Origin of the sequence: Pseudomonas sp. FW305-28, assembly GCF_017351395.1 — a bacterium.
Lineage (GTDB): Bacteria > Pseudomonadota > Gammaproteobacteria > Pseudomonadales > Pseudomonadaceae > Aquipseudomonas > Aquipseudomonas fluorescens_AA.
The window spans coordinates 19,726-33,781 of sequence record NZ_JACNDD010000070.1 but is presented as its reverse complement, the minus strand read 5'-3'; the positions used below and the strand labels follow the sequence as shown (position 1 = coordinate 33,781).

Below are 14,056 nucleotides of genomic sequence, written 5' to 3'. Positions count from 1 at the left end.
CTCGCTCCCACAAGGCTTGGCGCAAGCCTTTTAGACACCGAACTGCGCGCGATAAGCCTCAACCGCCGGCAAATGCTGCTTGAGCTGCGGGTCGTCGGCCAAAAACTCCAGCACCTGGTTCAGTGACACGATGCTGATCACCGGAATGCCGAAATCGCGCTCCACTTCCTGGATCGCCGACAACTCACCGTTGCCGCGCTCCTGACGGTTCAGGGCGATCAGCACGCCGGCCGCCTTGGCACCTTCCTGGGAAGCGATGATCTGCATCACTTCGCGAATGGCGGTCCCGGCGGTGATCACGTCGTCGATGATCAACACATCGCCGGTCAGCGGCGCGCCGACCAGGCTGCCGCCTTCGCCGTGGGCCTTGGCTTCCTTGCGGTTGAAACACCAAGGCAGGTCGCGGTCATGGTGTTCGGCCAGGGCGACGGCGGTGGTGGCGGCCAAGGGGATGCCTTTGTAGGCCGGGCCGAACAATACGTCGAACGGGATGCCGCTCTCGACGATGGCCGCCGCATAGAAACGGCCCAACTGCGCCAGGGCGGTTCCGCTGTTGAACAGGCCCGCATTGAAGAAGTACGGGCTGGTGCGCCCGGACTTGAGGGTGAATTCACCGAAGCGCAAAACCCCGCGATCGATGGCAAAGCGAATGAAATCGCGCTGATACGCCTGCATGAAAAAAGCCTCAAATACCGCGGATTTAGCTAAATAGGTACACGGCGTGTATCATACACGCACGTGATTTTTGGGGCCATTTATGCGGATCATCAGTGTGAACGTCAATGGTATTCAGGCTGCAGTGGAGCGTGGTTTGCTCAGTTGGCTGCAAGCACAGAATGCCGACGTCATCTGCCTGCAGGACACCCGCGCCTCCGCCTTTGAACTGGACGATGCAGCCTTCCAACTGGATGGTTACTTCCTTTATGCCTGCGATGCCGAAGTCCCCGCCCAGGGTGGCGTGGCTTTGTACTCGCGGCTGCAACCGAAGGCTGTCATCAACGGTCTCGGTTTCGAGACGGCGGACCGCTACGGGCGCTACCTGCAAGCCGATTTCGACAAGGTCAGCATCGCGACCTTACTGCTCCCTTCGGGGCAGAACGGCGATGAAGATTTGAATCAGAAATTCAAGTTGATGGACGACTTCGCCCGTTACCTGGATAAACAGCGGCGCAAACGTCGCGAGTACATCTATTGTGGCTCGCTGTACGTGGCGCAACAGAAGCTGGATATCAAGAACTGGCGCGACAGCCAACAATCTCCTGGTTTCCTGGCGCCGGAACGGGCCTGGATGGACGAGATCATTGGCAACATGGGTTATGTCGATGCCCTGCGTGAAGTCAGCCGCGAAGGCGACCAGTACAGCTGGTGGCCGGACAACGAGCAGGCCGAAATGCTCAACCTCGGTTGGCGCTTCGACTACCAGTTGCTGACGCCTGGGCTGCGCCGCTTCGTACGCAGCGCCCGCCTGCCGCGCCAGCCACGGTTCTCGCAGCATGCGCCGCTGATCGTGGATTACGACTGGACGCTGACCATCTAAGCGTATCGGCGACAGCCTTCAGGCCGACCGCCCCAAAAAATGCCCGTATCGCAAGTTACGGGCATTTTTCATGGAGCGCGCTACCGCCTCGATCATCAAGCCACGGCAAAAAACGGCAGGGCCAGGTACAACTTGATGACGATGACGTTAATGATGTCGATGAAGAACGCCCCTACCATCGGCACCACCAGAAACGCTATCTGCGAAGGTCCGTAGCGCTGCGTCACGGCCTGCATGTTGGCGATGGCCGTTGGCGTGGCGCCCAGTCCAAAACCGCAATGCCCTGCCGCCAATACCGCGGCATCGTAGTGACTGCCCATGAGCCTGAACGTCACGAAAATCGCAAACAGGGCCATGACCAATGTCTGGGCCGCCAGAATGATGAAGATCGGCAAGGCCAATGACGCCAGGTCCCACAACTTGAGTGACATCAAGGCGATCGCCAGGAACAGTGACAAGCTGACGTTGCCGAGCACGGACACTTCTCGCTCGAATACCTGATACAGGCCAAGTGCCGAAAGCCCGTTGCGCAGGATCACGCCCACGAAAAGAACACAAACGAACGTCGGCAACTCGAATGCGGTGTCGTGGAGCTGTCCATTCAGGAGCGTACCGGCCAACAGGCTGACCGCGATCAAGGCGAGCGTCTCGATAAACGAAAATGGCGTAATCGAGCGCTCCTTGTTTGGCTGTTCGAAGCCCTTGGGCACGCGGGGCTTTTCTGGCTCAAGGCCGCCGGGCGATTGGACACGCTTGATGAGCAGGCGCGCAACCGGCCCACCGATCAAGCCACCCAACACCAAGCCAAACGTCGCAGAAGCCATCGCAAGCTCGGAGGCAGAAGCCAGACCGAACTTCTCGCTGAACACCGTTCCCCACGCCGCGCCGGTGCCGTGACCGCCCGCCAAGGTAATCGAGCCGGTCAGCAATCCCATCAACGGATCGAGCCCCAGTGCTTTTGCGAGTCCGATGCCCATGGCATTCTGGACCACCAACAGGCCGGTGACCGCCAACAGGAAAATCCCCACCACGCGGCCACCTTTCTTCAGGCTGGCGAAATCCGCACTCAGGCCAATCGTGGCAAAAAACGCCAGCATCAAGGGTGTTTGCAATGAAGTATCAAAACGCACTTCAACTTCAAGCCCCCGTAAAGCCAGGAGCAGCAGGGCAACTACCAACCCACCCGCCACGGGTTCGGGAATATTGTAGACGCGTAGAAAACCGACACGTTTAACAAGACCGCGCCCCAGCAAAAGCACTAGAGAGGCGGCGACAAGGGTTCCGTAGAAGTCGAGCTGAAACATAAGTGTTTATTCTTTGAATATATCTATTCAGGGCGAACTTTTTACCTGGGCACGCCGCTTGAACAGGTTGATTGCCTCAACACTGATTGACTTTGAATTCAAGGACCTTCAATGGTCTGAATATATCGAAATATTTCTAAAGGAATATAACTTGGGGCAACTCTATCAATCGATGCGTGTTATTGCCAAGAACATAGATCGCCTTGAAACTTCGTGAGTTGTGACTAAAAATTTAAGAGTACTAAATGGATGCGCACGATAACGCGCCAGGCAATTGGATGCCCGACAGGGATAGAAACATTTTTATTTAAAAAAGAATGCCCCGATAAATCGGGGCATTCTTATGAATCACAGAACTGATCGTTATTTGACCAACCGCCAGGTGAACGGATACCGATACGGCTGCCCTTCATTGGCCTTCACGCCACCTATGATGGTCAGCACCAGCGCACCGATGGCCACCAGGCCGAACAGGAAGAAGCCAATCACCACGATCATCAGCAGCAGGCAGATCGCCGAAGCAATCGCCACGGTGATCTGGAAGTTCAGCGCTTCCTTGCCCTGGGCATCGATGAACGGGTCGGATTCACGCTTGAGCTGCCAGAGCACCAACGGCCCGATCAACGTGCCAAACGGAATCCAGATCCCCAACAAGGCGGACAGGTGACAAAACATTGCCCATTGACGCGCCTCTTTGCTCGGCTGGGGCAGCAGGATTTGTTCATCACTCATGACGCTCTCCTTGTTGTCTTGAAGCAGGGATCGATCAGTCAGCCAACGCGGCCTTTTGCAATTCGAAGATCTCGTTCATGCCTTTCTTCGCCAACTCCAGCATAGCGTTCAAATCTTCCGGCTGGAACGGCGCGCCTTCGGCGGTACCCTGGACTTCGATGAAACCGCCGGCACTGGTCATGACCACGTTCAGGTCGGTCTCGGCGGCGGAGTCTTCCAAGTAATCCAGGTCGAGCACCGGCTCGCCCTGGTACATGCCCACGGACACAGCGGCGATCATTTGCTTGAGCGGGTCGCCGCCCTTGAGGCCGCCGCGCTTCTTGATCACTTTCAAGGCATCGACCAGCGCAACCATGGCGCCGGTGATGGAGGCCGTACGGGTGCCGCCATCGGCCTGGATCACGTCGCAATCGACATACAGCGTCACGTCGCCCAGCTTGGACATGTCCAGCGCCGCGCGCAGCGAACGGCCGATCAGCCGTTGGATTTCCAGGGTACGACCGCCCTGCTTGCCGCGGCTGGCCTCACGCTGGTTCCGCTCACCGGTGGCGCGCGGCAGCATGCCGTACTCGGCGGTCAGCCAGCCCTGGCCCTGGCCCTTGAGGAACCGTGGCACGCCGTTTTCGACGCTGACGGTGCAGATGACCTTGGTATCACCGAATTCGACCAGTACAGATCCCTCGGCGTGTTTGGTGTAGTTGCGGGTAATGCGGATCGAGCGAAGCTGATCGGCAGCGCGACCACTTGGACGTTTCATAGGGAACACCTGTACAGAGGACGGAAAACTGCCTGGCATTATAGAGCCGTGAACCGTCAGAGGGCAGTTAAAACGTCGTGCAGCGCTAAAAAGCTGGCGCGGGTGAGCGCCCTCAAAGCCCCGGCCGACGGGCTGCGGCGCTTTGTTACCGGAGCTGTTTGGGCGCTTGCGTCCCACTGCGCTACAATCCTGCGCCTTTGCTGCCCTCGGGCTTTTATCTACAGATCCCAGGCCCACGACCACCGTCGTGCCGGCCTGCATTGCGAGGAACCTCCATGGTGCACAGCATGACCGCCTTCGCCCGCGTCGAAAAAGCCGGGGCCCAAGGCACGCTGAGCTGGGAACTGCGCTCGGTCAACAGCCGTTACCTGGAGCCGCACCTGCGCTTGCCCGAGTCCTTCCGCGACCTGGAAGGCGGCGTGCGCGAAGCCCTGCGCCAGGGCCTGTCCCGGGGCAAACTGGAATGCACCCTGCGCTTCACCGAAGAAAATACCGGCAAGACCCTGCAAGTGGACCGCGAGCGCGCCGCGCAACTGGTCGCTGCCGCCGAAACCGTCGCCAGCCTGATCAAGAACCCCGCCGCCCTGAACCCGCTGGAAGTCCTGGCCTGGCCCGGCGTGCTGGTGGGTGACGCGAGCGACCCGCAAGCGCTGAACGCCGAGGCGCTGGCGCTGTTCAACCAAGGCTTGCAAGAACTCAAGGCCGGTCGCGAGCGTGAAGGCGCGGAGCTGGCCCGGCTGATCAACGAGCGCCTGACCTCCATTGAAGAAGACGTCAGTACCCTGCGCGAGCTGGTCCCGCAGATGCTCGCCACCCAGCGTCAGAAAGTCCTCGACCGCTTCGCCGATATGAAGGCCGAGCTGGACCCGCAACGGCTGGAACAGGAAATGGTCATGCTCGCGCAAAAGAGCGACGTGGCCGAAGAACTGGATCGCCTGAGCACCCACATCATCGAAGTTCGCCGGGTGCTCAAGTCCGGCGGCGCGGCCGGTCGCCGCCTCGACTTCCTGATGCAGGAGCTCAACCGCGAAGCCAATACACTGGGCTCCAAGGCCTTCGACCCGCGCAGCACCCAGGCGGCGGTCAACCTCAAGGTGTTGATCGAGCAAATGCGCGAACAAGTGCAGAACATTGAGTAAGGCTAACAACATGACCCACAGCACCGGCACTCTCTACATCATTTCCGCGCCCTCGGGCGCCGGCAAGACCAGCCTGGTCAAGGCCCTGATCGACGCCGAACCGCAGATCCGCGTCTCGGTCTCGCACACCACCCGTGCCATGCGCCCGGGCGAAGTGAACGGCGTGAACTATCACTTCGTCGACCGCGAAGAGTTCGTGAAGATGGCCGAACACGGCGACTTCCTGGAGCGCGCCGAAGTCTTCGGCAACCTCTACGGCACCTCGCAAAGCTATCTGCAGCAGACCCTCGACGAAGGCCATGACCTGATCCTGGAAATCGACTGGCAAGGCGCCGAGCAGGTGCGCAAGCTGATGCCCCAGGCCCGTTCGATCTTCATCCTGCCGCCGAGCCAGCAGGCGTTGCGCCAGCGCCTGACCAATCGCGGCCAGGACAGCGACGAGATCATCGAAGGCCGGATGCGTGAAGCGGTCAGCGAAATGAGCCACTACGTCGACTACGATTACCTGATCATCAACGACGATTTCGCCCATGCGCTGGACGATCTGAAGGCGATTTTCCGCGCCAGCCAACTGCAGCAGAAACGCCAGCAGCAACGTTTCGGTAAATTATTGGCCGAACTGTTGGGTTGAACAGCCCTTCCCAAAACCGCTGCGACGGCTTTACATTGGTACTCGCAGCGCGCCGAGGGGTTTGGTTAAAAAATCAGCGCTTCCCTAAACGCTGGTGTTTTTTTAAACTGTCGAGTCCGCTCGCCCAACCGGGCAGCGCGCATATTGCATTCGCTCCGAGGAATACCATGGCCCGCGTAACCGTTGAAGACTGCCTAGAACACGTGGAAAACCGCTTTGAGCTGGTCATGCTCTCTACCAAGCGTGCCCGTCAACTGGCCACCGGCGGCAAAGAGCCATTGGTCCAGTGGGAAAACGACAAGCCTACCGTGGTAGCGCTGCGTGAAATCGCCGAGGGCCTGATGAGCTACGAGTTCATCGCCAACGCTGAAATCGTCGAAGACGAACCGCTGTTCGCAGCGTTCGAGGACGAGTCCAACGAGGCGGTCTAAGCCTATGCCTGGTCGACGTAGCACGGCGCGGGGTCACAGCAAACGGCAGGAGTCATCATCATGCCGAGCATAGACGCCCTCGCCGATCGCTTATCGGCCTACCTCGGCACGGACCAGGTCAACCTGGTCCGCCGAGCCTATTTCTACGCCGAACAAGCCCACGACGGCCAACGCCGCCGCAGCGGCGAGGCGTACGTCACGCACCCGCTTGCCGTGGCGAATATTCTTGCCGACATGCACATGGACCATCAGAGCCTGATGGCGGCGATGCTGCATGACGTGATCGAAGACACCGGCATTGCCAAGGAAGCGCTGCAAGCGCAGTTCGGCGAAACCGTGGCCGAACTGGTCGACGGGGTCAGCAAGCTGACCCAGATGAACTTCGAGACCAAGGCCGAGGCCCAGGCCGAGAACTTCCAGAAAATGGCCATGGCCATGGCGCGCGACATCCGCGTGATCCTGGTCAAGCTCGCCGACCGCCTGCACAACATGCGCACCCTGGAAGTGCTGTCCGGCGAAAAACGCCGGCGCATCGCCAAGGAAACCCTGGAAATCTACGCCCCCATCGCCAATCGCCTGGGCATGCACGCGATCCGCATCGAGTTCGAAGACCTCGGCTTCAAGGCCATGCACCCGATGCGTTCGGCGCGGATCAACCAGGCCGTCAAGCGCGCCCGGGGCAACCGCAAGGAAATCGTCAACAAGATCGAAGAGTCCCTGAGCCACTGCCTGGCCATCGACGGCATCGAAGGCGAAGTCAGCGGGCGCCAGAAACACCTCTACGGCATCTACAAGAAAATGCGCGGCAAGCGGCGGGCCTTCAACGAGATCATGGACGTCTACGCGTTCCGGATCATCGTCGACAAGGTCGACACCTGCTATCGCGTGCTGGGTGCTGTACATAATTTGTACAAACCGTTGCCGGGGCGCTTCAAGGATTACATCGCGATCCCCAAGGCCAACGGCTACCAGTCGCTGCACACCACGTTGTTCGGCATGCACGGCGTCCCGATCGAAATCCAGATCCGCACCCGCGAAATGGAAGAGATGGCCAACAACGGCATTGCCGCCCATTGGCTCTACAAATCCAGCGGTGACGAACAACCCAAGAGCACCCACGCCCGTGCCCGGCAGTGGGTCAAGGGCGTGCTGGAAATGCAGCAGCGCGCTGGCAACTCCCTGGAATTCATCGAGAGCGTGAAGATCGACCTGTTCCCGGACGAGGTCTATGTCTTCACGCCCAAAGGCCGGATCATGGAGCTGCCCAAAGGCTCCACGGCCGTGGACTTTGCCTATGCGGTGCACACCGACGTCGGCAACAGTTGCATCGCCTGTCGCATCAATCGGCGCCTGGCACCGTTGTCCGAGCCGCTGCAAAGCGGCTCCACGGTGGAAATCGTCAGTGCCCCCGGCGCACGGCCCAACCCGGCATGGCTCAACTTCGTGGTCACCGGCAAGGCCCGTACGCACATCCGGCATGCGCTGAAACTGCAACGCCGCTCCGAATCCATCAGCCTCGGCGAACGCCTGCTGAACAAGGTCCTGAACGGTTTCGACAGCTCCCTGGACAAGATCCCCGGCGAGCGCGTGCAGGTGATGCTCCACGAATACCGCCTCGAATTGATCGAAGACCTGCTCGAAGACATCGGCCTGGGCAATCGCATGGCCTATGTCGTCGCCCGTCGCCTGCTCGGCGAAGGCGAACAACTGCCAAGCCCCGAAGGCCCGCTGGCGATTCGCGGCACCGAAGGCCTGGTGCTCAGCTATGCCAAGTGTTGCACGCCGATCCCGGGCGACCCGATTGTCGGCCACCTGTCCGCTGGCAAGGGGATGGTGGTGCACCTGGACAACTGCCGCAACATCAGCGAAATCCGTCACAACCCGGAAAAATGCATCCAGCTCTCCTGGGCCAAGGATGTCACCGGCGAATTCAACGTCGAGCTGCGGGTAGAGCTGGAACACCAGCGCGGCCTGATCGCGCTGCTGGCCAGCAGCGTCAACGCCGCCGACGGCAATATCGAAAAAATCAGCATGGACGAGCGCGATGGCCGCATCAGCGTCGTCCAATTGGTGGTCAGCGTGCACGACCGTGTGCACCTGGCCCGCGTGATCAAGAAACTGCGCGCCCTGACCGGCGTTATCCGCATCACCCGCATGCGCGCATAGCGCCTCAATAGCCTATTCCTTACAAGGAGTCATCAATGACCAAGACCGTTATCACCAGCGACAAGGCCCCAGCCGCCATCGGCACCTACTCCCAGGCGATCAAGGCCGGCAACACCGTGTACATGTCGGGCCAGATCCCGCTGGACCCGAAGACCATGGAGCTGGTGGAAGGCTTCGAAGCCCAGACCGTGCAGGTGTTCGAAAACCTCAAGGCCGTGGCCGAGGCCGCCGGTGGTTCCTTCAAGGACATCGTCAAGCTGAACATCTTCCTCACCGACCTGAGCCACTTCGCCAAGGTCAACGAGATCATGGGCAAGTACTTCGACCAGCCTTACCCTGCCCGCGCCGCCATTGGCGTGGCGGCCCTGCCAAAGGGCGCGCAGGTTGAAATGGATGCCATCCTGGTCATCGAGTAATAAGGTCGGCGCAGCCTCCCCCGCTGCGCCGTTTTCGTCTTGAAAGGATTCCACCATGCGCAAAGCGCTTGCTTTCTCGCTGCTCGCCCTTTTTCTGGGCGGTTGCGCCAGCGACCCTGCCGACCGTGACATCAGCGGCACCTGGATCAACCAGGCGGCCATCGACGCTGCCGCCAAGGGCGGCCCGCTGCGCGAAGCGCTGCAAGGCTATGGTCCGAACCTGGAATGGGACGTCAATACCCGGGCCGGCCAGGCACGCTACACCAATGGTTTTGAAAACGTCGAAGGCAAACTGCTGGGCGAAGAAGACGGCGCCTGGAAAGTCGACTTCTACGGCAGCTCCGCCAGCGAGCTCAAGCGCGACGGCGACCAGTTGAGCCAGGCCGCCACCGAGAACGAACCGCAGCAGGTGTTCCACCGCGCGCAAGTCCAGGTACCGGAAGGCGCACCCATCGGCGCCAGTTTCGAACGCGCGCTGTATGCCGCCTACCTGGGCGGCACCTGGAACATCGCCAGCGGCCCCGGCCAGGGCGCCACCGTGCAATTCCAGCCCGACGGCCAGGTCAGCGGCCTGCCGGGCGCCGACCGTTACGCCCTGTGCCTGGCCGGCGATTGCGCCTCCATGAGCGGCGGCAACGACAATATCTGGCTGCAACAGAACGGCCAGGGCAACACCTGGATCTTTGCCCGTGATGGCAAGAAGCTGGAGATTTTCCAGACCGTGAATGCGGCGCTGGCGGATGAAATGCCGTCGTTCACGCCGGGCAACCGGCAGTGGGTGTTGGAAAAGCAGTAAGTCGGATCTGAGCCCTTCAGACCGAAATCCTCTGCTCGCGATAGCGCGGTGAAGCAGCGCCGAACGACGCCCGTTTTGCCTCGAAGAAACCTGACCGCTCCAAGGTATCGGACAACTTCTATAAACCTACCGAAGAGAGTGGTTTCATCTGGCAGCACAATTGAGTTCACAATTGCGAAGCTCTGGAACACGACACCGGCGCTCTGAACGTCCTCGTGTTCAATCAGGCTTGGCGCTTCGGCGGCTTCGCCAGCAAAACGGCGATGCTAAAAATCGGCAGCGTCTCCAAGACATTGGGATCTGTATATATAGACCTCGATCGCTCGCTCCAGCGCGGCCGTGGTTCGATCATTCAGCTCGATGCGCAACGCCACCGCCCGTTCCACGCCAACCTGCAGGGCCGGGCCGAAGCGGCTGGTGTCCAATCCCAGACGGATGAGCATCTTCTCGACACCGACGGTGGTAACCGTCACGAACTGCTTCACCCCACACCCGAGGGCGAAATTCACAATGGCGTGGATCGCCTGGACAGTGCCTTGGGAGAAACCGAAGCGGTTGTCATGGGGCATCTCGATGGCAAACCGGCTCAACTCCCAGATCGAATCGGAGCACGGCGCCGGTTGTCCGTGCAGCAGTTCGGGAAATGTATGCGCCAACATGTTCGGCCCGGTGGTGGGAAGGATCCGCCAGCAACCGCAGACGTATGCCTGCTCCGCGCTCCGATTGATAATCATGTAATAAGGATCGAGTGCATCGTATCCATCGATTTCCATGTCATTGATCAGCGGTATATCCCACATCTTCTTTTGCTTGAAGATACGCGCCCGAAGTTTGTGCATGTTATTCAGCGCTTGAGGATTGATCTTGTGGCGACGGCCAATGGAAATAAACATGACGGGTATATACCGGCGGAGTGAAATATGTCGCACAGCGTATATTCGCAATGAATAAATGAGACCCTCCCCGATCCGGGAGGTAGTTCGGGCCGGACGGATTTGCTAGTTTTTGCCTTTTGAAGGACTCAGCCCGATGAAGCTACTCAACACCTCGACCGTGCGCGAGGTTGCGCGCCAAGCCATCAGCCTGCGCCTGGATCAAAAGCAGAGCCAGACCGAGTTCTGGTCAAGGTTCGGCATCAGCCAGGCCTGCGCCAGTCGTATCGAATGCACCAGCCAGGTCCCCGCCCCGGTTTACATTCTGTTGCGCCTCTACTTGAGCGGGCGCCTGCAGGAGAGCGACCTGGCCCAGCGTCCACAGTGACGCTCAAGGCGTGATCGATTTCTGCTGGATAGCCTTGAGCACTGCCATCTGGCGCGAGCTGACCTGAAACTTGCGGCGAATGTTCTTGAAATGGAAGTCGATTGCCGAGGTTGTACAAGAGAGGATCATCGCGATCTCCCAAGTCGTCTTGCCCGCCGCGCTCCATTGCAGCACCTCTTTCTCCCGTTTCGTCACATGCACCGGTGCATGGTGTTCAGCCTGGGCCTTGAGGACCCGCTCGATGACGTAGTCACGCAGCATTGTCGCCAGGGGCAAGGTTTCGATCATGGCAAGGGTGGCTCGGGCGCCGTGTTCGGAGTGCTTGAGACAGAGCATACCCGCCTCCCCCCGTGGGCCATGCAGGGGCAGCGCCAGTCCGCGCTGGAGCCCATACATGGCAGCCTCTTCAAAGAACGCTGATTCCGAGGGCCGACGGTAATTTTCACGGTTCCAGAGCAACGGCTGGTTCAGGTTCAGGCAATGCTGGACGATCGGGTCAACCGCCACATAGCCCTGGGCGTCGTAACGCTTGCGCCAGGCGCCGGGATAGTCACTGTGGATCAGCACCTGCTGGTTCATGGCAGCGGGGCCGGGCTTGAGGCCCAACAGGAAGTTCGCGTAGCCCAGCTTGCGGGTCAGCGTTTTCAACCCTGCCAGCCAATCCTCGAAGCACTCCGTTTCGCTGAGTTGTATCAGCTCATCCATTGCCAGCACAGCCATTCCCTTCCTTGTGACACCGCTCGACGGTGCTCTCATCCTGAGACAGCACGTGAGGGAAACCGCCCCCCTCGCAAAAGTGGGGCGATAAGATAGAGATATGGCGCTTTGAAATCAATGTGCGAGCGAGGCCCTCTGGCAAAGGCTCACGCGCGAGACGGGACAGGCGTTTTTCTGCCCAGGCGGATCAGCTCGTTGGAGAAACACAAACCGATGATGATCAGTGCCGCGCCCGCGTACAGACTTTCGCGAGGCACCTCATTGAGCACCACAAACGCCAGCAGGGCGGCGAACAGCGGTTCGGTCAGCTCCAAGGCCTGCACCTGGGAGGGCTTGAGGTATTCGATGGCCTTGGTGGTGCAGAAAAAGCCGAGAATGGTCGGCAACGCGGCCAGCGCCAGCAGCGCGGCAACCGCCAGGGACGACAGCTCACCGATCACGAAACCGTCGGCCGCGGCCGGCATCAACAAGTACAGGCTGCCGAAGAACAGCAGTTGACGGGTGAAGTGCAACCCACCGGACACGCCCATTCGCTTCATGGCGACCGAAAACGCCCCGTAGCCGCAGCCCGCCATGGAAGCCAGCGCAGCGCCTTGGAGAGTGAAGCCCTGCCGCAGGTCGGCACCGAAGATCACCGCGATCCCGGCGATAGCCAGGGCCGCGCCCACGGTGGCGTTGGCGGTGATGGCGTCCTTGAGGAATATGCGGCCGAGCACGATGGAGGAGATGGATGCGCTGGCCATCAACATCACGACCACGCCCGCCGCGGCGTAATGCCGATAGGCAGATGTTTCGAAGTGGAACAGCACGAAGATACCGAGGAACGCACAGATCGCCGCCTGGGTCCATTTGGCTGGCGTCGCCGGACGCTTGAGAAACAGCAGCAAAGCCGAGAGCAGCAGACAACCCAGGACCGTCTTTATGACGGCGACACTGCTGGCGGTAAAGCCATTGCTCATGAGCACTTTACTGAGCACGCCGATCGTGGCGTTAAGTGCGGCGGCGGAGAGTGCAAAGATAACGCCTTTGCTGAAACTAGCTTGCATTGATGACGGTCCCTGTCGCTGGTAGGTCGTTCGATAAAATGTCGGCCCACATCGACGGCGCGAAATTGGAGGATATGAAGATCCCGCCAAACCCCGCATTCGTGGTGGCGTATGCCGCGTCGCAGAGCAGGATCCGATGAGCCTTCTTGAGGTTCCAGTACGGAATGGCAGGGAAGAGATGGTGGATCAGGTGGAAGTTCTCTCCATGCATGGCCGTGAAGAAATGCTCGAGCGGATGGCTGAAGCGGTTTCGGGTGGCCTGCAGATCGCTCTTGGCTTGGGCGATCATCGGGTAATGCTCGGCGAGCTCGATGAACCAAGTCAAGGCCTGGAAGGTACTGAGGTAGGGCAAGAGCCAGTAGAGGACATAGCCCTTGGCGCCGAACAGCATCGTCAGGCCCACGCCGAGCAGGCCCTGGCAGGCGAGCACCGCAAACAGCTCACGCTTGCTGGGGCTGCGGATCAGTCGGTTGACCAGCAGATACTTCAAGCTCTGCGGTGCGCCCAGGAATAGCAGCGGCCTGATGAGATGCGCAAGCGCGAACCTGGCCGTCGAGCGCGCCTCGAACACCCCGGACTGCTGATAGTACCGATAGTCGGGATCGCGCTCCGGGTCACCCAACTTGTGGTGGTGATCCAGGGTGTGGGAGCGCTTGTAGCTGGCCCAGCCCTGGAAAATCAGGTAACCCGAGCACCAGGTGCCGAGGAATTTTTCCAGCCGCTTACTGCGACACAGCGCACCATGCGCCGCTTCGTGCAGCAGCGTGGCCAATGCCCGTTGTCGTGAACCGATCAGCAGGATGGACAACGGCAGCAGCCAGGGACTGGACTCGCCCAGGTAGATCGCCAGGCTGATCCAGAACAGGTTCTGCAGCAACGCGAGGGGGCCATGGTAATTGTCGTAGCGGTACAACTGCTTGATCTGGTCCTTGATCTCTTTCGAGAACCGGTGTCTGGGTAACATCGATGATCCTGTTTCATTCGCCTTGGAGACTCGGGCCCTGCGGATAGGGCGTCCGCCAGCCTTCGAGCGGCCGCAGAAACTAGTGACTTGCCACAACGCTAACAACCTCCCTGTTCCGGGAGGTACCAGGCCGTACGCGCGCCCTATCTACTAGGCAGTG

At 60.0% G+C, this 14,056-nt stretch carries 16 protein-coding genes; 8 read left to right on the top strand and 8 right to left on the bottom strand.

Annotation, left to right across the window (positions count from 1 at the left end; translation table 11 throughout):
* Positions 1-30 precede the first annotated feature (30 nt).
* Positions 31-675, bottom strand: a complete 645-nt coding sequence (gene pyrE / locus J4E53_RS17375) for an orotate phosphoribosyltransferase (protein WP_072406083.1) — start codon at positions 673-675, stop codon at positions 31-33.
* Positions 676-757: 82 nt separating this feature from the next.
* On the opposite strand from pyrE, the gene J4E53_RS17370 reads away from it, so the two are divergent.
* A complete protein-coding gene (locus tag J4E53_RS17370) occupies positions 758-1,537 on the top strand; it encodes an exodeoxyribonuclease III (RefSeq protein ID WP_013694557.1) in 780 nt (259 codons plus the stop codon).
* Between the two features lie 95 nt (positions 1,538-1,632).
* On the opposite strand, the gene gltS is transcribed toward J4E53_RS17370, so the two are convergent.
* From gltS to rph, 3 genes are all read right to left on the bottom strand, one after another.
* Complete coding sequence (gltS, locus tag J4E53_RS17365; RefSeq protein ID WP_103309426.1) at positions 1,633-2,841, bottom strand: sodium/glutamate symporter; 1,209 nt, start codon at positions 2,839-2,841, stop codon at positions 1,633-1,635.
* Between the two features lie 363 nt (positions 2,842-3,204).
* Positions 3,205-3,573: a DUF4870 domain-containing protein gene (locus tag J4E53_RS17360; protein WP_060740057.1), complete on the bottom strand. Its 369-nt coding sequence runs from the start codon at positions 3,571-3,573 to the stop codon at positions 3,205-3,207.
* Positions 3,574-3,607: 34 nt separating this feature from the next.
* Positions 3,608-4,330, bottom strand: coding sequence for a ribonuclease PH (rph, locus tag J4E53_RS17355; RefSeq protein ID WP_060740056.1), 723 nt, complete (start codon positions 4,328-4,330; stop codon positions 3,608-3,610).
* 275 nt (positions 4,331-4,605) lie between these two features.
* Here rph and J4E53_RS17350 point away from each other — a divergent pair, with 275 nt between their 5' ends.
* The 6 genes from J4E53_RS17350 (at position 4,606) to J4E53_RS17325 (ending at position 9,909) form a co-directional block, all read left to right on the top strand.
* Positions 4,606-5,469 (top strand): YicC/YloC family endoribonuclease, encoded by an 864-nt coding sequence (locus tag J4E53_RS17350; RefSeq protein ID WP_060740055.1) that lies wholly within the window; start codon positions 4,606-4,608, stop codon positions 5,467-5,469.
* Between the two features lie 10 nt (positions 5,470-5,479).
* Positions 5,480-6,100: a guanylate kinase gene (gene gmk, locus J4E53_RS17345; RefSeq protein WP_053126561.1), complete on the top strand. Its 621-nt coding sequence runs from the start codon at positions 5,480-5,482 to the stop codon at positions 6,098-6,100.
* Positions 6,101-6,267: 167 nt separating this feature from the next.
* Entirely contained in the window at positions 6,268-6,531 is a 264-nt protein-coding gene (rpoZ, locus tag J4E53_RS17340; RefSeq protein ID WP_003177259.1) for a DNA-directed RNA polymerase subunit omega, read from the top strand.
* Between the two features lie 60 nt (positions 6,532-6,591).
* Positions 6,592-8,697 (top strand): bifunctional GTP diphosphokinase/guanosine-3',5'-bis pyrophosphate 3'-pyrophosphohydrolase, encoded by a 2,106-nt coding sequence (gene spoT / locus J4E53_RS17335; RefSeq protein ID WP_053126562.1) that lies wholly within the window; start codon positions 6,592-6,594, stop codon positions 8,695-8,697.
* A 35-nt stretch (positions 8,698-8,732) separates the two neighbouring features.
* Positions 8,733-9,113: a RidA family protein gene (locus tag J4E53_RS17330; protein WP_014340863.1), complete on the top strand. Its 381-nt coding sequence runs from the start codon at positions 8,733-8,735 to the stop codon at positions 9,111-9,113.
* Positions 9,114-9,168: 55 nt separating this feature from the next.
* Positions 9,169-9,909, top strand: coding sequence for a hypothetical protein (locus tag J4E53_RS17325; RefSeq protein ID WP_060740054.1), 741 nt, complete (start codon positions 9,169-9,171; stop codon positions 9,907-9,909).
* 266 nt (positions 9,910-10,175) lie between these two features.
* On the opposite strand, the gene J4E53_RS17320 is transcribed toward J4E53_RS17325, so the two are convergent.
* The gene (locus tag J4E53_RS17320) at positions 10,176-10,802 is read right to left on the bottom strand and encodes an acyl-homoserine-lactone synthase (RefSeq protein WP_103309428.1); all 627 of its coding nucleotides are present in this window, start codon (positions 10,800-10,802) and stop codon (positions 10,176-10,178) included.
* A gap of 136 nt (positions 10,803-10,938) precedes the next feature.
* Here J4E53_RS17320 and J4E53_RS17315 point away from each other — a divergent pair, with 136 nt between their 5' ends.
* On the top strand, positions 10,939-11,169 hold the full coding sequence (locus tag J4E53_RS17315) for a hypothetical protein (RefSeq protein ID WP_060740052.1): 231 nt from the start codon (positions 10,939-10,941) through the stop codon (positions 11,167-11,169).
* Positions 11,170-11,172: 3 nt separating this feature from the next.
* Here J4E53_RS17315 and J4E53_RS17310 read toward each other — a convergent pair whose 3' ends face one another.
* From J4E53_RS17310 to gntB, 3 genes are all read right to left on the bottom strand, one after another.
* A complete protein-coding gene (locus tag J4E53_RS17310) occupies positions 11,173-11,889 on the bottom strand; it encodes a LuxR family transcriptional regulator (protein ID WP_060740051.1) in 717 nt (238 codons plus the stop codon).
* A gap of 143 nt (positions 11,890-12,032) precedes the next feature.
* Positions 12,033-12,932, bottom strand: coding sequence for a DMT family transporter (locus J4E53_RS17305; RefSeq protein WP_103309429.1), 900 nt, complete (start codon positions 12,930-12,932; stop codon positions 12,033-12,035).
* On the bottom strand, positions 12,922-13,896 hold the full coding sequence (gntB, locus tag J4E53_RS17300) for a guanitoxin biosynthesis L-arginine gamma (S) hydroxylase (RefSeq protein ID WP_103309431.1): 975 nt from the start codon (positions 13,894-13,896) through the stop codon (positions 12,922-12,924). The genes J4E53_RS17305 and gntB overlap by 11 nt, the downstream gene beginning before the upstream one ends.
* Positions 13,897-14,056 lie beyond the last annotated feature (160 nt).